This is a genomic window from Comamonas jiangduensis, assembly GCF_030162955.1.
GTDB lineage: Bacteria > Pseudomonadota > Gammaproteobacteria > Burkholderiales > Burkholderiaceae_C > Comamonas > Comamonas jiangduensis.
Map to the genome: position 1 here is coordinate 47,138 of NZ_JARXOV010000017.1, position 14,931 is coordinate 62,068.

At 59.3% G+C, this 14,931-nt stretch carries 23 protein-coding genes; 7 read left to right on the forward strand and 16 right to left on the reverse strand.

The genetic code is table 11. The features are described 5' to 3' along the window. The first annotated feature begins 281 nt into the window (after positions 1-281). Both map and QEP12_RS13290 read left to right on the forward strand, forming a co-directional pair. Positions 282-1,088 carry a type I methionyl aminopeptidase gene (gene map, locus QEP12_RS13285; RefSeq protein ID WP_219162347.1) on the forward strand — a complete coding sequence of 269 codons (807 nt, stop codon included), beginning with the start codon at positions 282-284 and terminating at the stop codon, positions 1,086-1,088. Continuing rightward, positions 1,085-1,444: an SMR family transporter gene (locus QEP12_RS13290; protein ID WP_219162348.1), complete on the forward strand. Its 360-nt coding sequence runs from the start codon at positions 1,085-1,087 to the stop codon at positions 1,442-1,444. Before map ends, QEP12_RS13290 begins: the two co-directional genes overlap by 4 nt. A gap of 72 nt (positions 1,445-1,516) precedes the next feature. Here QEP12_RS13290 and QEP12_RS13295 read toward each other — a convergent pair whose 3' ends face one another. From QEP12_RS13295 to QEP12_RS13305, 3 genes are all read right to left on the reverse strand, one after another. Next, on the reverse strand, positions 1,517-2,176 hold the full coding sequence (locus QEP12_RS13295) for a nitroreductase (protein ID WP_284214549.1): 660 nt from the start codon (positions 2,174-2,176) through the stop codon (positions 1,517-1,519). 258 nt (positions 2,177-2,434) lie between these two features. After that, the gene (gene cysE / locus QEP12_RS13300) at positions 2,435-3,307 is read right to left on the reverse strand and encodes a serine O-acetyltransferase (protein WP_174863146.1); all 873 of its coding nucleotides are present in this window, start codon (positions 3,305-3,307) and stop codon (positions 2,435-2,437) included. Between the two features lie 37 nt (positions 3,308-3,344). Continuing rightward, positions 3,345-4,145 carry an RNA methyltransferase gene (locus tag QEP12_RS13305; RefSeq protein WP_174863145.1) on the reverse strand — a complete coding sequence of 267 codons (801 nt, stop codon included), beginning with the start codon at positions 4,143-4,145 and terminating at the stop codon, positions 3,345-3,347. 201 nt (positions 4,146-4,346) lie between these two features. Between QEP12_RS13305 and QEP12_RS13310 the strand changes: the two genes are divergently transcribed. From QEP12_RS13310 to QEP12_RS13330, 5 genes are all read left to right on the forward strand, one after another. After that, positions 4,347-5,234, forward strand: a complete 888-nt coding sequence (locus tag QEP12_RS13310; RefSeq protein WP_284214550.1) for an inositol monophosphatase family protein — start codon at positions 4,347-4,349, stop codon at positions 5,232-5,234. 153 nt (positions 5,235-5,387) lie between these two features. Next, entirely contained in the window at positions 5,388-6,353 is a 966-nt protein-coding gene (locus QEP12_RS13315; protein ID WP_284214551.1) for a DnaJ C-terminal domain-containing protein, read from the forward strand. Beyond that, positions 6,350-6,664 carry a chaperone modulator CbpM gene (locus tag QEP12_RS13320; RefSeq protein ID WP_284214552.1) on the forward strand — a complete coding sequence of 105 codons (315 nt, stop codon included), beginning with the start codon at positions 6,350-6,352 and terminating at the stop codon, positions 6,662-6,664. Before QEP12_RS13315 ends, QEP12_RS13320 begins: the two co-directional genes overlap by 4 nt. A gap of 444 nt (positions 6,665-7,108) precedes the next feature. Continuing rightward, on the forward strand, positions 7,109-7,489 hold the full coding sequence (locus QEP12_RS13325; RefSeq protein WP_174862676.1) for a hypothetical protein: 381 nt from the start codon (positions 7,109-7,111) through the stop codon (positions 7,487-7,489). A 20-nt stretch (positions 7,490-7,509) separates the two neighbouring features. Further along, on the forward strand, positions 7,510-7,665 hold the full coding sequence (locus QEP12_RS13330; RefSeq protein WP_174862677.1) for a hypothetical protein: 156 nt from the start codon (positions 7,510-7,512) through the stop codon (positions 7,663-7,665). A 43-nt stretch (positions 7,666-7,708) separates the two neighbouring features. Here the strand turns inward: QEP12_RS13330 and QEP12_RS13335 are convergent, their stop codons facing one another. The 13 genes from QEP12_RS13335 to QEP12_RS13395 all read right to left on the reverse strand — a co-directional run bounded on the left by QEP12_RS13335 (position 7,709) and on the right by QEP12_RS13395 (position 14,928). Then, positions 7,709-7,957: a hypothetical protein gene (locus QEP12_RS13335; protein ID WP_246254047.1), complete on the reverse strand. Its 249-nt coding sequence runs from the start codon at positions 7,955-7,957 to the stop codon at positions 7,709-7,711. A 53-nt stretch (positions 7,958-8,010) separates the two neighbouring features. Further along, the gene (locus tag QEP12_RS13340; RefSeq protein WP_174862679.1) at positions 8,011-8,406 is read right to left on the reverse strand and encodes a hypothetical protein; all 396 of its coding nucleotides are present in this window, start codon (positions 8,404-8,406) and stop codon (positions 8,011-8,013) included. After that, a complete protein-coding gene (locus QEP12_RS13345) occupies positions 8,403-8,861 on the reverse strand; it encodes a D-Ala-D-Ala carboxypeptidase family metallohydrolase (RefSeq protein WP_174862680.1) in 459 nt (152 codons plus the stop codon). The genes QEP12_RS13340 and QEP12_RS13345 overlap by 4 nt, the downstream gene beginning before the upstream one ends. 1 nt (position 8,862) lies before the next feature. After that, entirely contained in the window at positions 8,863-9,144 is a 282-nt protein-coding gene (locus tag QEP12_RS13350; protein WP_284214553.1) for a hypothetical protein, read from the reverse strand. Positions 9,145-9,147: 3 nt separating this feature from the next. Next, the gene (locus tag QEP12_RS13355) at positions 9,148-9,537 is read right to left on the reverse strand and encodes a hypothetical protein (protein ID WP_246254049.1); all 390 of its coding nucleotides are present in this window, start codon (positions 9,535-9,537) and stop codon (positions 9,148-9,150) included. Between the two features lie 75 nt (positions 9,538-9,612). Beyond that, on the reverse strand, positions 9,613-10,167 hold the full coding sequence (locus QEP12_RS13360; RefSeq protein WP_174862683.1) for a hypothetical protein: 555 nt from the start codon (positions 10,165-10,167) through the stop codon (positions 9,613-9,615). After that, positions 10,164-10,649, reverse strand: a complete 486-nt coding sequence (locus tag QEP12_RS13365; protein ID WP_174862684.1) for a hypothetical protein — start codon at positions 10,647-10,649, stop codon at positions 10,164-10,166. Before QEP12_RS13365 ends, QEP12_RS13360 begins: the two co-directional genes overlap by 4 nt. 2 nt (positions 10,650-10,651) lie before the next feature. Further along, entirely contained in the window at positions 10,652-11,263 is a 612-nt protein-coding gene (locus tag QEP12_RS13370) for a hypothetical protein (protein WP_174862685.1), read from the reverse strand. A 10-nt stretch (positions 11,264-11,273) separates the two neighbouring features. Then, positions 11,274-11,873, reverse strand: a complete 600-nt coding sequence (locus QEP12_RS13375; RefSeq protein WP_174862686.1) for a YmfQ family protein — start codon at positions 11,871-11,873, stop codon at positions 11,274-11,276. Continuing rightward, on the reverse strand, positions 11,864-12,898 hold the full coding sequence (locus tag QEP12_RS13380) for a baseplate J/gp47 family protein (protein ID WP_174862687.1): 1,035 nt from the start codon (positions 12,896-12,898) through the stop codon (positions 11,864-11,866). The genes QEP12_RS13375 and QEP12_RS13380 overlap by 10 nt, the downstream gene beginning before the upstream one ends. Continuing rightward, positions 12,888-13,298, reverse strand: coding sequence for a phage GP46 family protein (locus QEP12_RS13385; RefSeq protein WP_174862688.1), 411 nt, complete (start codon positions 13,296-13,298; stop codon positions 12,888-12,890). The genes QEP12_RS13380 and QEP12_RS13385 overlap by 11 nt, the downstream gene beginning before the upstream one ends. 2 nt (positions 13,299-13,300) lie before the next feature. Then, a complete protein-coding gene (locus QEP12_RS13390; protein ID WP_174862689.1) occupies positions 13,301-13,816 on the reverse strand; it encodes a phage baseplate assembly protein V in 516 nt (171 codons plus the stop codon). Continuing rightward, positions 13,813-14,928: a phage baseplate assembly protein gene (locus tag QEP12_RS13395; RefSeq protein ID WP_246254051.1), complete on the reverse strand. Its 1,116-nt coding sequence runs from the start codon at positions 14,926-14,928 to the stop codon at positions 13,813-13,815. The genes QEP12_RS13390 and QEP12_RS13395 overlap by 4 nt, the downstream gene beginning before the upstream one ends. Positions 14,929-14,931: the final 3 nt, after the last annotated feature.

The window sequence follows — 14,931 nt, forward strand, 5'->3', positions numbered from 1 at the left end:
TGCCCTTGAGGCAGCTTGGCTCTAGCGCTCCAACCCGCATGCTGCAAAGCCTGCGGGTTTTGTTTTGATAGCTACCAGCGCTTGCCAAACAATGTTTTCCGATAGATTTATGCTTTAAATCCATGAATAACCAGCGCTAACAGCTCCTGTTTTTAATAGCCAAACCCGCACTACCGCCCACGCGTTGTTCACGCACGCCCAACATCTACAGCGCTAACGCGCTACAGTGCGGACTCTTGTTTTCAACCTCGGCAGCTGCAGGCTGTCGCCCTGATACCGACATGGCCAAACGCCCTCTTCGCCGCCTCCCGCCCATCCATGACACCGCCAACATTGCCCAATCCCGCGAAGCGGGCATGCTGGCGGCGCGCGTGCTGGAAATGCTCACGCCCCATGTGCAGCCCGGTGTCTCTACCGAGCATCTAGACCAGCTGTGCCACGACTTCATCGTGCATGAGTTAAAGTGCATCGCTGCCAATATTGGCTACCACGGCTTTCCCAAGACTGTGTGCACCTCGGTGAACCACGTGGTCTGCCACGGCATTCCCACACCCAAAGAAATTCTCAAAGACGGCGACATCGTCAACGTGGATGTGGCTTTGATCAAAGACGGCTGGTTTGGTGATACCTCGCGCATGTACACCGTGGGCAACGTCGCGCCCAAGGCGCAGAAGCTGATCGACACCACGTACGAGGCCATGGTGGCCGGTATCCGTGCTGTCAAGCCCGGCGCGACGCTGGGCGACATTGGCCACGCCATCCAGACCGTGGCCCAGCGCGATGGCTTTTCCGTGGTGCGTGACTACTGCGGCCACGGCATCGGCCAAACCTACCACGACGAACCCCAGGTGCTGCACTACGGCTATCCCGGCCAGGGCATGAAGCTGCAGGAGGGCATGATTTTCACGATCGAGCCCATGCTCAATGCCGGCAAGCACGACACCAAGGAGCTGGATGATGGCTGGACCGTCATCACCAAGGACAAGTCGCTGTCCGCGCAGTGGGAACACATGGTCGTGGTCACCGCCGCCGGTTACGACGTGCTGACCGCCTGGCCCGAGGGCACAGGCCGCTACCCCGCACCATGAGCACAGAAGGTCTTCCCACCCTGGGCAGCGGATACGGCTATCTGGGCATTGCCATCGTGGCTGAAGTGCTGGCCACGTCCTTTCTCAAGAGTGCCGAAGGCTTCACCCGGCTGTGGCCCAGCGTGATCGTGGCCGTGGGCTACGGCATTGCCTTTCTGTGCCTGTCGCTCACCCTGCGCACCATCCCTACGGGGGTGGCCTACGCCATCTGGTCGGGCGCGGGGATTGTGCTGGTGTCGGCCATCGCCTGGATCTTTCTGGGCCAGAAGCTGGATGCACCAGCCCTGATCGGCATGGGACTGATTCTGGCGGGCGTGCTGGTCATTAATCTGTTTTCAAAGACTGCAGGTCACTAAACATTAAAGCCTGCCATCCACTCACAAAAAAGCGCTTCCTCGGAAGCGCTTTTTACATGGGGCCATACCGGCTTAAAAGCCCTTGAGTTGACCCCATTCTTCAAACGCTGCGCGCGTGGCACGCATGCGGTTGATGGGCGCAGTCTTGTCCTCATAACCCAGCGCAATCCCAAAGGTCACCAAATAACCTTCAGGCACTGCAATATGCTGCTTCACCACCGCGTCGTAACGGCGCCAGAAACCTTGGGCGCAGGTGGCCAAGCCTTCTTCCGTCGCCCGCAGCATGAACGACTGCAGGTAAATGCCCAAGTCCATCCACTGCACCGGCCCCATGCGCTCTTCGGTGAACATTACGATGCCCACGGGGGCTCCAAAAAAGCTCGCGTTCTTGGCCAGCTGCTTCAAGCGCCCGGCCTTGTCTTCGCGCGGCACGCCAATGCTGGCATACAGGTCTTCACCGTTGGCAAAGCGGCGCGTGCGGTAGGGCTCCCACAGGTTGGGTGGATAGGACAGGTGCGCAGGGTTTTCTTCTCCCGGCGCCTGGGCCACATCTGCCAGCATGGCCTGCAACGCATCCCCCGTGATCGCGGCCACCCGCCAGGGCTGCATATTGCCGCCCGATGCGGCCAAAGCGGCATCTTGCATCAACTGCTGCACCAGCTCCGCTGACGGTACCTGGGAAGTAAAAGCGCGCACAGAACGGCGTTCACGCAGGGCTTGGGACACATCCATGGATTGATTCCTCTGTCTCAAAAAGGGGTGATAAAAAAGCAGGAAGGGTGTTCTTGAAGAGCCCCAAGCGTACAAGAGCATTGGCCCACACTGCGCCACATTGGTGACGCACTTTGTGCACGCTTGGCTGGCATACCGGGCAAGCTGTCCCAATGGTTGCTGGCAGACGGGCAAGAAAAAGCCCCTGACAGTGGGCTTCACTGACGAGGGGCTGCACTTGCAGGTGGACGAACCCACCGCGTGAAGAATCTGCTGGGCTTACTTGCCCAGAATTTGGTCGATCTTGTCTTTTTCAAAATGACCGCCGCGCTCGCTTTCGCAGGGCACGCAGTCGGCCTTGAGCTGGGCTGAGAGCTTTTCCACCGCCTGCCACAGCAACTGCAGTTGCTGCTCATGCGTGGCAGCGCCCTCGGCCAGCCCCTTCATGGCTTGGCTGATGGGGTCGTCTTCGGTCACGCCGTAAGCAGTGAAGCCCTTGGCTTGGTCGGCACAGGGTTGTAGCTGGCCTGCTGCAGCGGCCACAGCCGCCGCATTCGCGGCTTCCAGCGACGGCACCGTGCCCGCAGCTGGCACCGTTTGGTCCCGCAACTCCGTCACATCGGCACTCTCGCCCTTCTTGGAAGGAATGATGCGCGCCGGAATGCCCACGGCCGTGGCGCCTGCAGGCACAGGCTTGATGACCACGGCGTTAGAGCCGATCTTGGCCCCATCCCCGACTTCAAAGCCACCCAGCACCTTGGCACCGGCAGACACCACCACGTTTTTGCCCAACGTAGGGTGGCGCTTGGTGCCCTTGTAGAGCGAAGTACCGCCCAGCGTGACGCCGTGGTAAATAGTGCAGCCATCACCCACCACCGCGGTTTCACCAATCACCACGCCCATGCCGTGGTCGATAAACACGCGCTCGCCAATCGTGGCGCCCGGGTGAATTTCAATGCCCGTGAGCCAGCGACCAATGTGCGAGGTAAAGCGCCCCAGCCATTTGAGGTTGTGCGTCCAGCACCAGTGCGCAGGAATGTGCCACCAGATCGCATGCAGACCGGGGTAACAGGTGATGACCTCCCAGGTGCTGCGCGCCGCAGGGTCGCGGTCAAGAATGCACTGGATGTCAGAACGCAGTCGGGAAAGCATCAATGGGCCGTTACTTGTTACCAAAGGGCTGCACAGTTTAGTGCTTTGGTGGGGTACTTTGCAGCATGGTTTTGGCGACACCGCGCAGGATGTGGATTTCCTCCTGGGTCAGTTGCGCACGGTTAAACATCTGGTTCAGGCGGGGCATCAGCTTTTTGGGCGCTGCAGGGTCTAAGAAACCCAGGTGGGCCAAGGCTTGCTCCCAGTGGCTCAGCATGCCAGCGACTTGCTGCATGTCGGCACGCTCGGGGCGGGGCGTGTGCTCCACAACCGGAAAGCCTCCCAGCGCCTCGCGCCACTCATAAGCAATCACCTGAATGGCGGCCCCCAGGTTCAGCGAGCCAAACTGGGGGTTCGATGGAATGGTCAGCGCCACATTGCAGCGGTAGACGTCTTCATTGGCCATGCCAAAGCGCTCACAGCCAAACATCAGGCCCACGCCAGTCTCACCATGCACGCTCACAGGCATTTCAGAGTTAAGCATCAAATCAGGCTCTAACGCTTGTTCAGCTTGCGCCTTCAGCTCTCCTTTGATGAGCATTTCAAAATGCTGCCGGGGCGTGCGCGTGGGCGGGCCAAAGTCACGCGGCGTCATGGCCGTGGCGCACAGGTGCGACAGGCCTTCGACGGCTTCTTCCACCGTGTCCACAATGCGTGCGTTGCTCAGCACATCCAAGGCACCGCTGGCACGCTGGATGGTTTCTTCTTTGCGCAGCACATTGGCCCAGCGCGGTCGCACCAGCACCAAGTCATCAAAGCCCATGGTTTTCATGGCGCGGGCGGCAGCACCCACGTTGCCAGCATGGCTGGTCTCGATCAGGATAAAACGGGTTTTCATTCGAAGATGGGCCCGCATTGCACATGCGAGCAGCAGAAATCGGTCAAGCCGGTTAGAATTTGCGCCCTATTGTCGCTGCCTGCATCGCCGGGCGTGCGCGAACCCGTTCATCATCCGCGTTCAGCGGTGCACCATCCCAGGTTGTGAGAGCTAGAGATTGAAGATTTGGGGGTGGTTCGCTGGTCGCCAACACCACAATTTATGTCGTCTTCCTCCCTGCACCCCATGCTCAACGTGGCCATCAAGGCTGCGCGCGCCGCCGGCGCCATCATCAACCGCGCTGCCTTGGACGTTGAATCGGTCCGCGTGGCCCAAAAGCAAGTCAATGACTTCGTCACCGAAGTGGACCAAGCTGCTGAGCGCATGATCATTGAGACCCTGCTGGGTGCATACCCTGACCACGGTATTTTGGGCGAGGAAAGCGGCAACGAGTTCGGCAACAAGAACTCGGACTTCGTCTGGATCATCGATCCCCTGGACGGCACCACCAACTTCATCCACGGCTTCCCGGTTTACGCAGTGAGCATTGCCTTGTCCTTCAAGGGCAAGATTGAACATGCCGTGGTGTATGACCCTTCGCGCAACGACCTGTTCACCGCCACCCGTGGCCGTGGCGCGTTTTTGAACGAGCGCCGCATCCGCGTGAGCAAGCGCACCCAGCTGAAAGACTGCCTGGTTTCCACCGGCTTCCCATTCCGCCCCGGCGACAACTTCCGCGCCTATATGCGCATGTTCAGCGAAATCACCCAGCGCACGGCAGGCGTACGCCGCCCCGGCGCTGCTGCGCTGGACTTGGCCTACGTGGCCGCAGGCTTTACCGATGGTTTCTTTGAAACTGGCCTTTCCATCTGGGACGTGGCAGCCGGCAGCCTGCTGGTGACCGAAGCCGGTGGCTTGGTGGGTAACTTCACGGGCGAAGCCGACTTCTTGGAACAAGCGGAGTGCCTGGCCGGTAACCCACGCGCCTACGGTCAGTTGGTCGGCATCTTGGGCAAGTACAGCAAGTTTGCCGGTGTGGAAGACAAGATGGGTGTCGACGCAGACATCGCCGCCGACAACAAAGACGAAGCATCGGAAGGCAACGACTAAGTCGCGCCAACGCCCCTTCAAAAAAACAAAACAGCCGCAAGTGCCTACCGCCTTGCGGCTGTTTTGTTTGCTAGAGAGCCAGCTTCGTCAACAAAATCCTACGGACAACCGCTGCGTGCGCCTCTACGATGTCTGCAGACACAGGAGTGCCAGGTGGAATACAAAGACTACTACCAAACGCTCGGCGTCGCGAAAGACGCCAGTGCGGACGCCATCAAAAAAGCTTTTCGCAAGCTGGCGCGCAAATACCATCCGGACATCAGCAAAGAACCAGATGCAGCGGCGCGCATGGCTGAAGTGAACGAAGCCTATGCCGTACTCTCCGACCCGGAAAAGCGCACCGCCTATGACCAGTTGGGCGATGCCAGCCGCTACCAGCAAACCGGCGCGGGGGCGGCGCAAGGTGGATTTCAACCTCCGCCGGACTGGGACAGCCACAATTTTCACTTTCACCACAGCGGCGACGCAGACCACGGCAACTACAGCAGCTTTTTTGAAGAGCTGTTTGGCCGGGCGCAACAACACCGCCACCGCGGTCCGCCCCCTGATATGCGCGGGCAAGATCAGCATTCCACGATTGAGTTGGAAGTTCCTGACAGCTACCACGGTGGCATGCGCGTGTTGCGCCTGCGCGGTGTGCGCTTGGACGCGCAAGGACACGCCGTGGAAGAAGAGCGCGAACTGCAAGTCACTATCCCCAAAGGAGTACATGAAGGGCAGATGATTCGTTTGGCTGGGCAAGGAGCCCCCGGCTACGGCCAAGGAGCGGCCGGAGATCTGCTGCTGGAAGTGCGCTTCAAAGACGATAAACGGTGGCACACGCAAGGCAAAGACGTCTACCAGCAGCTGCCCCTGGCACCGTGGGAGGCCGCACTGGGAGGCGCAGTGGAATTCACCACCTTGGCGGGCACGCTGGAGATCAACATCCCGCCCGGCTCGCAGGCGGGGCGCAAGCTGCGCGTCAAAGGCAAAGGCTTGCCCAGTCGCACACCAGGCGATTTGTACCTGGTCGTGCAAATCATCGTGCCACCGGTCTTTAACGATGCACAGCGCGCAGCCTACGAATCGCTCTCCAAAGCCTTTGATGGCCGCAACCCACGCACAGGAGACACCGTATGATTCCCGTCTTCTATACCCCACCAGACGTACTGGATAACCAGGCACTCAGCCTGGAACAACTGGCCCAAGCCTGCCGCATGCAGCCCCAATGGGTGGTGGAGCGCGTCACCACAGGCGTGCTGCACTACGACGATGCCGACCATACGCCTGGCAGCCCGCCCCCCAGCTGGCGCTTTAGCACCCACACAGTCATCCGTGCCCGGCGCATTGCAGATCTGGAGCGTACTTTCGACGCCGACCCTCAGCTGGCCGCATTGACCGCTGACTTGATGGAAGAAGTGCGGCAGTTACGCCGTCGGCTCAAAGGCTGATCGGCAAGCATTTGCCCCGGGGCACACGGCATCCCGGATAATTCCTGGCTGTTTTTGGGGGCCGCTGCATGCGGCCCAGCCACACCAAGGAATTTGATTTGTCTACTACCGACGTTTCCACGCAGAACCAGAACAACGACCGCGTGCAGACCCCCGCCTCACCTTTTGATGCGCCATTGGAGTCCCACACTCCCATGATGCAAAGGCCTATACCTCAATGAAATTCTATTGACCTACAAAAAGGTTACGCCAAAACTTACGCCAACATTGCAACTTTTCAAAATAATTCAACTCAAAATGCATGACCATGCCTCTTACAAAGCAACACAACATCCAATTCCCTCGCTAAAATCGCTGGTTTTCCAAAGAAGATCATTAACGCCAAGTGCATCCCACTACAATGTGAGTTAGCGCTTAGCGTTTCTTCCTACACAAGGAGTCGGGATGCAAGGGCGAGAAGTTGCTGCGATTGAGGCTGAAGATAAGACTGCTTTAGATTTGCCTCAAGCAGTCGAAATAGCATGGAACGCTGTGTTCCAGACTGCCAACACGGTAATTACTGCACACTCTTCATTTGGATTTGCGCAACTTGAAGCGAAGATCAACCCGAATCTGAATCACCTTTTGATGGGACTAAAGGTTGTTGAATCTGTTCTAGATACCGTTTACGCTTCAGAACTGATTGAATATGACGAAAAACGCCTCATATTGAATGCAAAGCAACAAATTGGATTGATCCAACGTGTTGCCGAAGCTCTAAAAAATGACAACAATGCAGATTACGACTCTGCAATACAAGCGCTGACGAACCAAGCGCAATTTTGATGGTAAACAAAGGAGCCGCTATGCCCAAGACACACCACTTCGATATCTATGCAATGACTTCGCCTAAGACCAAAGAAGATATTCTGGCTTTGCTGAATGAGGCTGTGAACGAACTGGAATTGGTGCAGGCTACGTTTAACGCCCTTCATCAAATCAAAGATACGACAACAGCCTAATCAATTGATCTGTTGCAACAAAAAGCCCGCTATGCGGGCTTTTTTAATTTTGATTTTTATCTCTCAACCGCTTGCAGTTGCGCAACGCCGCAATCAGCTGGATCTCATAGCCTTCACGGCGCTCAATCTCTGCGGCCGCAGCTTGGACATACGCATCCACATCAGCGCCGTCGGGCAGCTGATCGGTGGGCATGACTGGCCGGTCTGGCTCAGGCTCTTGGCAGGCCACGGGGATGGCCACCTTCACGGTTTGAACCTTCACCACCGGCGGCGCATTGCTGCAGCCAGTCATAAGCAGCCCCGCCGCTAGCGCAGCGGAGATAAGGGGTAAGGAGCACCAACGCATCAGCCACCGCCTTTCTGGCCACGGGCGGCCAATATGTCTTGCACACGTTTTTGCGCACTGGCACAGGCGTCACCAGGCACGGCTGCAGGTGTGCTCAAAATCTTGTCTGCCTTGCCAAAATGCACGCCAGCCTGCTGCTTGGCTGCATTGCGTGAGCCTTCCAGCTGGCTGGCCATGACGGCGGCCGACACGCTCAGACCTTCGACCGATTCGCTGCACGCATTCGCTGCCAGGCTGGCAGCTTCGGTAGCGCCCTGCTGATTCCGCAGATCCGCGCGGGCCTCGACCGAGGCATCACGCTGCTGCAGGTAGGCGTAGCCACCGGCGATGTGACCCACCACGCTGACTGCCAAGGCCAGGCCCAGCCCGGCTGCAAGTTTGTTGGTGATGCTCATACGCGTTGCACCCCCAGCTGCGCGCCCTTGCCCACTACGATGGTGATGACGCGGTTTGACCGCTTCTCTGGGACTCTGGCAGACAAGTGCACCCAATGGGTGCTGCCACTAACTTCATAGATGATCTGACCAATACCCAGCGCATCAATGTGCGGCGCAAGCGCCTTGGCTACGTCATACGGCGTGCCGAACTTGGGCGCGATTACATCAGCAGCCAAGCCCTGCAGGTGGTCAGAGCTGGTAGCCCCGCCCACTGCCTTATTCAGCACTGGGCCACGGTAGCCGCTGGTGATGATGATGGGCACTCCCAGGTGGGCACGCACACGCTCAAGGATCTCGGCTGTGCGCTTGAGGTTTTCCAGCGCCTTGCCCGTGGGCGTGTTGTCCAGGCGCAGCTGCGCTGCCTTGGCAGATCGGGTGAACTCTGCCAAAGCAAAATGTGGTGTCAATTGCATATCAACCCTCTTTAAAACGGGTGCGAACGATCAACGTGGTAAAGCCGCCAAACATGGCCAGCTCTCGCAAGGTGGGTGGTGCCTGACCAAAGAACGGCCCAACCAGCGCGCCAGCCCCGGCCCAGGCCAGCAGCAACCAGGCAATGGCTTTGAGCCAAGACAGCAAGCGCTGGCGTGATGTGAGACCTTTGGCGAAAGGCGCGGTGCGCTCCAGCTTGTTCAAGCTTTCTGCCAGCACCAGTACACCCAACAAAAACAGCAAAGCAATGGCGATAGATGTCATGACTCAGCCCCCCTGCCTTGGTTGCTCAGCCCAAAAACGCACCATCACCGCAACCAATACGCGCTGGGCACCTGCCCCCACCATGAAGGCCATGGACAGCAGCAAGCCCTGTGGCACATCAGCCATCAGCAAGGCCAGCGGCGTGATGTAGCCCGCTGTGATGGACGACGCCCAGGCCACCGACAAGCGCCGCGTGCTGGTACGCAGCAGCTCTTGCCAGGTGTCCGCAGACCCCGGCACGGTGTTGAGCAGGATGATGGCCACCAGCGAGCCAAAGAAGCCCGCCAGCAACACATCAGCATGCAGGCCCAGCGGCACACCAAAAGCGGTGATGGCAGATGCAGAAACGGCTGCCCCTCCCAGAGTGGCTGCCGCGCTTATCGTTGGTTCCATAACCATCTTTCAATAGGCGTAAAAAAACCGCCTCTAGGCGGTTACACACTAAAAATCAGCAATCAAGTCTTACCATCAACGCACCCAAGGGAACCAAGTAGCACGCAGGCCAAAGCCGTCATAAGAATTGCGGTCCACACCAATGACGCAGCTGTGGTGCGTCCACTGCACATCTAGCCATACTTTGCGGCTGGGGGACTGCCACACGTTCAAGCCCATACCCATGTTAGATGTGAGCCGGTCTTGCATGCTGCCAGCCACACACTGGGGTGAGACTTTGCGGGTGTAGTCCACCCCAGCAAACACATAGGCGTGGTTGAGAAAGTACCCATAGCGCGTATCCAGCCAAGATGCCTTGGCCGTGTATGCTTTGGGCCCCTGGGGTAGGGGGTGCAGCACTTGCGCATGGGCTGCAGGCAGCAGCGCGGCGGCCAAGGCCACACCCGCCACCACAGCAGCACCCACCACCAGCACCACGCCCACACCCAAGGCCATAGACGCCAGCGCACCTTGCCCTGCTTTGCTTTTGACCCAGCTGGGCAGGTTGCGCGGGCCAATGCCAAACACCAGCACTGCAGCGATCACGGTGATGATGATGGCGGTGAAGATGAGCAGGTCGTGCATGTTCATGTCCCCGTGATTTCCTTGAACACCACGGCCAACTCAGCGCTGGCTGTGCTGGCAATGGCGCGGTAGGCGGCCACGCCAGCGGCTTGCATGTCTTCCAGCGTTTGTGCAGCGTTAAGTGCTGGGTCGTCGGTAATGTCTAGCAACGCCACCGCTAGTGCGTCGGCTTCGGTAGCCAGAGCGGTATTGCCAGCTCGCTGGGAGCGCCCAGCAATGCCTGTGAGTGCATCAAGCAACGGCATTCGCTTGGCACGTAGCTCGGTTTTAACACCATGAAGCAACACAGACAGATCTACAGACGCGTTTTCGCGGATAACCGGCATCCCTTGCGGGTCAGAAATAATCTCTGCACCGCTGCTTTGGGCAGCGATTAAGTCATCACGTTGCTGGCGCGTCACTTCTCTAGCGTCATCTGGAATTAGCAAAGAATGATGAATTGCAGTATCAAAAAAACCGTGTTGTGAAGCAGACCAGAGTATTGTCATATTTAACGTCCTATACCAATGAATCGGCAGCCGAAAGTGCCACTGCTGTCTGACACAGTGACCTTAAAAGATGAAGGCCCGCTATCCATAAATGCAACAGCTCCAACCTGTGCACCAGAAACAGAACCAGTCCCCCAATTGCCAACAACAATTGGGGCTGCGCCGCTAGGCATAGATATTGGCAGTGTCACGGTTGCATAAACACGCGCCGTGACTATTGTCCCTCCCCAAAAAAAAATCACACCCATCAGCCAGCTAGGGAATGCTATGTAGCTCACGCTGCTGCCAAAAGACCAAGAGAAGCCAGCGCGCAGCTTTTTTGGTGTTACCGCCGCATCGTCGCAATTGCCGTCACTCATGTCTTCGACTGACGCAATGCGCAGCAATCGCCGTTTGATAGACGACACCGCCCCATACAACGCATCACGCAGCTGCGTCAGCACCAACTCACTAGGCGTTTGGCCGTCTTCCTCAATCACGGCCACCAGCTCTTTGGTGACCGCATTACCCCACTCAGCCGGAATCAAAGACCCCTGCTGACCCAGTACGGGGTCTTCATTGACAAACTCACCGCCCACCAAGCCTACGCCCGGCACACTTTTTGGAAAGTCCATTGCTCACCTCTTAGTCAAAATTGACGAACTCCAGCGTGTGCGCAGGGGCTGCACGCCGAATCACACACACCAGGGCGTCACTGGGGTTGCTGCCAAAGCGCTCCCCCCACACGCTCAAACCAAAACGAGATCCGCCCGCCAGCCGCTCGCCTGCGTGCAAGATCCACATGAACTGCGCATCCCACGTGCCAAAGTGGTCGCGGCCGAAGCGGCTGCAGCCAAAGCGTGGGGCGCGCAGCTCTTGCACGCGGGCACTGCGGTAGCCCATGCGGGCAGCCAGCTGCACGTAGTAAGCGGGGGTTTGCCCACCATTTTCCACCAGGCGCATGCGCACCATGGCTTTGCGCTCAGACACAGTGCCAGCGCCGCCCATGCACTCGTCCGGCAGATTGAGCGTTTGCTCCCAATCAGCCAGGGCCTCGTGGAAGGTGGCCAAGAAAGCTTCGCGCATGAGCTGCGCGCTGCGGGCATCGATGCGGCCAAACTCTTGGGCGATTGCCCCCAGCAGGGCGTGCAGCTGCGGCTGCAGCTCTGCATCCCACGCCGGGCCGGGGGGCAGCAATGCGGTGAGCTGCTGCGCGTAGTCAGCCGCGGTTCGGGCTACATCCATGTGACTCCTCCATACACCAGCAGCTGGTGCGGCTGCGGCACAACGTCTGCAGCTGGGCTGAGCAACTCGTGGTCTTGCTCGCCGCGAGATCCGCTGATGGCTTCAGCAATGTGCGTGCGCAACAGGCGCCCGCCCAGCTCACTGTTGCGCTCGTGCAGGGCTTTGAGGCTTTGCTCCACCGCTGCTTTCACTGCCGGGGTATCTGGCGTCACGCTCAGTTGGTAATGCACGGGCACCAGCTCCGGCGTTAGCACGTACAAATCAGCAGTCACCGGTCGCAAGGACTCCATCGCGGCCTTCACCTCCGCACACTGCGGCGTGGTCAGCGTGATGGGGTCCGCCTCATCATTGACCACAAACACCGCCACGGTGCCCGGCCCCACCCAGTGGCGCTTCGTCCACGCACGGGTCACGCCTGGCTGCTCCAAGGCCCAGACCACGTAGTCATCCGCATTGCCGCCGTGGGGCACACGCTCAAAAGCCTGCACGACGCGGGCACGCCAGTCTTCCAGCGGCTCCAGATCTGTGCCGCCGTGCAAGCCATCTGCATCCACCGTGGCTTTGGGTTCCACACCCAAGACAGGGCTGATCAGCTGCAGCTCTGCACCGGCAGGCTGGTTGCCTGCCGCGCCTGCCTCCACAGCCTGTATGCCCACAGCAGCCGCGCCAGCCGTGAGCGTGGCACCTTGCACTACCTCATACAGCACGCCTGCGCGCTCCAGGCGCACACCCACGTTGATCACTGCACCCACATTGCCCGTCATGGCCACATAGCCTGTGGCGTGGGTGGCCTGCTTGCGGGGCACATTGCGATCAGCAGCGTGCTTGGCCAAATGCTCTTCGTCGCACGTATCTGGCCGGTGCTGCAAAAACTGCCAGCCCAAAAACTGATATAGCCCATACACCGCCGCCGCATGCGCACGCGCCAGCACAGCGGCATCGCTGCGGCGCATGGCGTTGCTGCCTTCCAGGTCAGCGCTGGTGCGGGCAATCAGTTCGGGCAGGCTGGGGGTTTCAAATGCCATGTTTCACCTGCAGCAAGTCATCAAGGTTGAGGGTTACCGGATCGCCGTCAGGGCGCTCCAGCACAATTTGTGCGGCCAAATGCGTGGCCTGGGGGCGGGTGATGGTGACCGTCACTTGTGTCACATGCCCGTCATCCACCAACCACTGCAGCGCCTCTTGGCAAAACCGCTGCGCATCGCGCTGGGTTTGCGGCGTGATGGTGCGACGGCGCAGCAGCCAAAGCTTGCTGCCTATGCGGTCACTCGCCTCGCTGGGGTAGCTGTCGCCCCACCAGCCCTGCCGATCTGCACCGTCTACCTGATCGCCGGGGTCTGCCCGCCGCCAAGTGAAAAGGCTGATGTGCACGGCACGCTCCAGCACACCGGATGCATCAGCGCCGGTGAGGGGTAGTACTTGCATGGCTACATTCCTTGGTTGGGCTTGCCGGTCGTGCCACCGCTGTCGCCGGGGTGGTCGTGGTCGTTGTAGGTCTCACGCATGGCGGCCATGCTTGTGCCTGTGCTGTCCACGTTGTCCGTGATGTCGTGCGTGCACTCAATGGGGCATTCCACACGCAGCTTTTCTGCATCCGTCACTGTGACCGGCTTGCCAGCACCCTTGATCACGATGCCATCGCGCGTGAGGTGCACGCTCTGGCCTTGGTCATCGTGGATGGCCATTTCGCCAGTCTTTAGCCCCTGCAGGCGGTAGCGCCGGTCTGCCAGCACAACCACCACGCCGTGGCTACGATCGCCACCGGGGAACACCGCCACGCCCTCCGCTCCGGGATGCGGGCAGCTGGTAAAGCCATAAGGCTCCAGATGCTCCACGGCATCTTTCACCTCACCGGCCAGCATGCGGATCTGAAGCTGCTGCAGCATGCCTTTGGCATTGGCCAGGGCCAAGGTGCAGCGGCTGATCATGTTTTGCACACTCATTGCTTGTCCCAGTCCGCAGGCAGTAAATATTCAAAGTTGTCAGCCTTGCCGCCTTTTTTCAGCTTGCGCGCCTTGTGCGGGTCTTGCGGCTCTGGCAGCACGGCCTCAGGCGGGGCCACGGTCAGCATGGCCACGGTGCCGTTGTCATCCAGCACATATTCAACAGCCGTAATCAGCATCTCTCGGTCAAACCCAATGACGGGGTCTTTGACCTGCACCAGCTGGTTATGCACCCATAGCTGGCCGTTGCTTTGCCGCCAGCCTTGCACCTTATAGGTGGTAGTGAGCGCCTTGCCCACACGGCTGCCGCGCTCCCAGTTCACACGCTCACGAGCCAGCTGGCTGGTGAGCTGGCCCTGCTGCTGAATCAGCAGCGGGCGGTAACGCGTGGCACGTGGGTCCGTTACGCTGGCGGCCACTTCGTTGGTGGACTCTGCAAAGCTTTCGTCGGTACCGCTTTTTTGCCCTACCACGCGGTACTCAGACATCAGCTGTGAGAAGTCCAAGGGTGCACTGCCCTCCAGCACGTTCTCACCCACCACAATGGCATCCACGGCGCGACCAGCGCTGCCGGGTTCCACAATCAGCACATTGCCCTGCGCATCGTCTGTGGACAGCAGGCGCGACAGTGTCAGCAGCCGGTCAATACTGTCAAACACCGTCTCACCAGGCTCAATGCTGTGGTCTACCAAGGCTGCCGTCTCTGGTACCTGGCTGATGACCTTCAGGCCAAAGGGCTGGGTCAAAGCTTGCACCACTTGCTGCACGCTTTGCTTACGCCATTGGCCGGGCTGGTTAACGGCGCTGCAGTCCACCAAATCAGCGGTCAGGCTGCGGCCAGTAATGCCACGCGTAATGGCATCTGGCGTATGGCTGATGGGCGTGGCAAACACCCAGCCCGTCAGCACCAAGTCTTGGCCAATGCGCACTTCAGTCTTGGCGCCTTGCTTGATGGGCAAGTCCACAGCCTGCCCATCCCAGCGCCAAGCCACTGACAGAGAAAAATCACGTGCCTGCCGCTCAATGCCCGCGCTAATGCGCACATCTTTCCAGCCCGCGTAGTCCATGCCAGCCACCCGCAAACTCACTTTGTGATCGTCAGGAATGGGCATGGC

Bases quoted from the DNA above. Each gene is read 5' to 3' on its own strand.
- map (WP_219162347.1), top strand. From the start codon at position 282: ATGGCCAAACGCCCTCTTCGCCGCCTCCCGCCCATCCATGACACCGCC.
- QEP12_RS13290 (WP_219162348.1), top strand. From the start codon at position 1,085: ATGAGCACAGAAGGTCTTCCCACCCTGGGCAGCGGATACGGCTATCTG.
- QEP12_RS13295 (WP_284214549.1), bottom strand. From the start codon at position 2,176: ATGGATGTGTCCCAAGCCCTGCGTGAACGCCGTTCTGTGCGCGCTTTT.
- cysE (WP_174863146.1), bottom strand. From the start codon at position 3,307: ATGCTTTCCCGACTGCGTTCTGACATCCAGTGCATTCTTGACCGCGAC.
- QEP12_RS13305 (WP_174863145.1), bottom strand. From the start codon at position 4,145: ATGAAAACCCGTTTTATCCTGATCGAGACCAGCCATGCTGGCAACGTG.
- QEP12_RS13310 (WP_284214550.1), top strand. From the start codon at position 4,347: ATGTCGTCTTCCTCCCTGCACCCCATGCTCAACGTGGCCATCAAGGCT.
- QEP12_RS13320 (WP_284214552.1), top strand. From the start codon at position 6,350: ATGATTCCCGTCTTCTATACCCCACCAGACGTACTGGATAACCAGGCA.
- QEP12_RS13325 (WP_174862676.1), top strand. From the start codon at position 7,109: ATGCAAGGGCGAGAAGTTGCTGCGATTGAGGCTGAAGATAAGACTGCT.
- QEP12_RS13330 (WP_174862677.1), top strand. From the start codon at position 7,510: ATGCCCAAGACACACCACTTCGATATCTATGCAATGACTTCGCCTAAG.
- QEP12_RS13335 (WP_246254047.1), bottom strand. From the start codon at position 7,957: ATGACTGGCTGCAGCAATGCGCCGCCGGTGGTGAAGGTTCAAACCGTG.
- QEP12_RS13340 (WP_174862679.1), bottom strand. From the start codon at position 8,406: ATGAGCATCACCAACAAACTTGCAGCCGGGCTGGGCCTGGCCTTGGCA.
- QEP12_RS13345 (WP_174862680.1), bottom strand. From the start codon at position 8,861: ATGCAATTGACACCACATTTTGCTTTGGCAGAGTTCACCCGATCTGCC.
- QEP12_RS13350 (WP_284214553.1), bottom strand. From the start codon at position 9,144: ATGACATCTATCGCCATTGCTTTGCTGTTTTTGTTGGGTGTACTGGTG.
- QEP12_RS13355 (WP_246254049.1), bottom strand. From the start codon at position 9,537: ATGGAACCAACGATAAGCGCGGCAGCCACTCTGGGAGGGGCAGCCGTT.
- QEP12_RS13360 (WP_174862683.1), bottom strand. From the start codon at position 10,167: ATGAACATGCACGACCTGCTCATCTTCACCGCCATCATCATCACCGTG.
- QEP12_RS13365 (WP_174862684.1), bottom strand. From the start codon at position 10,649: ATGACAATACTCTGGTCTGCTTCACAACACGGTTTTTTTGATACTGCA.
- QEP12_RS13370 (WP_174862685.1), bottom strand. From the start codon at position 11,263: ATGGACTTTCCAAAAAGTGTGCCGGGCGTAGGCTTGGTGGGCGGTGAG.
- QEP12_RS13375 (WP_174862686.1), bottom strand. From the start codon at position 11,873: ATGGATGTAGCCCGAACCGCGGCTGACTACGCGCAGCAGCTCACCGCA.
- QEP12_RS13380 (WP_174862687.1), bottom strand. From the start codon at position 12,898: ATGGCATTTGAAACCCCCAGCCTGCCCGAACTGATTGCCCGCACCAGC.
- QEP12_RS13385 (WP_174862688.1), bottom strand. From the start codon at position 13,298: ATGCAAGTACTACCCCTCACCGGCGCTGATGCATCCGGTGTGCTGGAG.
- QEP12_RS13390 (WP_174862689.1), bottom strand. From the start codon at position 13,816: ATGAGTGTGCAAAACATGATCAGCCGCTGCACCTTGGCCCTGGCCAAT.
- QEP12_RS13395 (WP_246254051.1), bottom strand. From the start codon at position 14,928: ATGCCCATTCCTGACGATCACAAAGTGAGTTTGCGGGTGGCTGGCATG.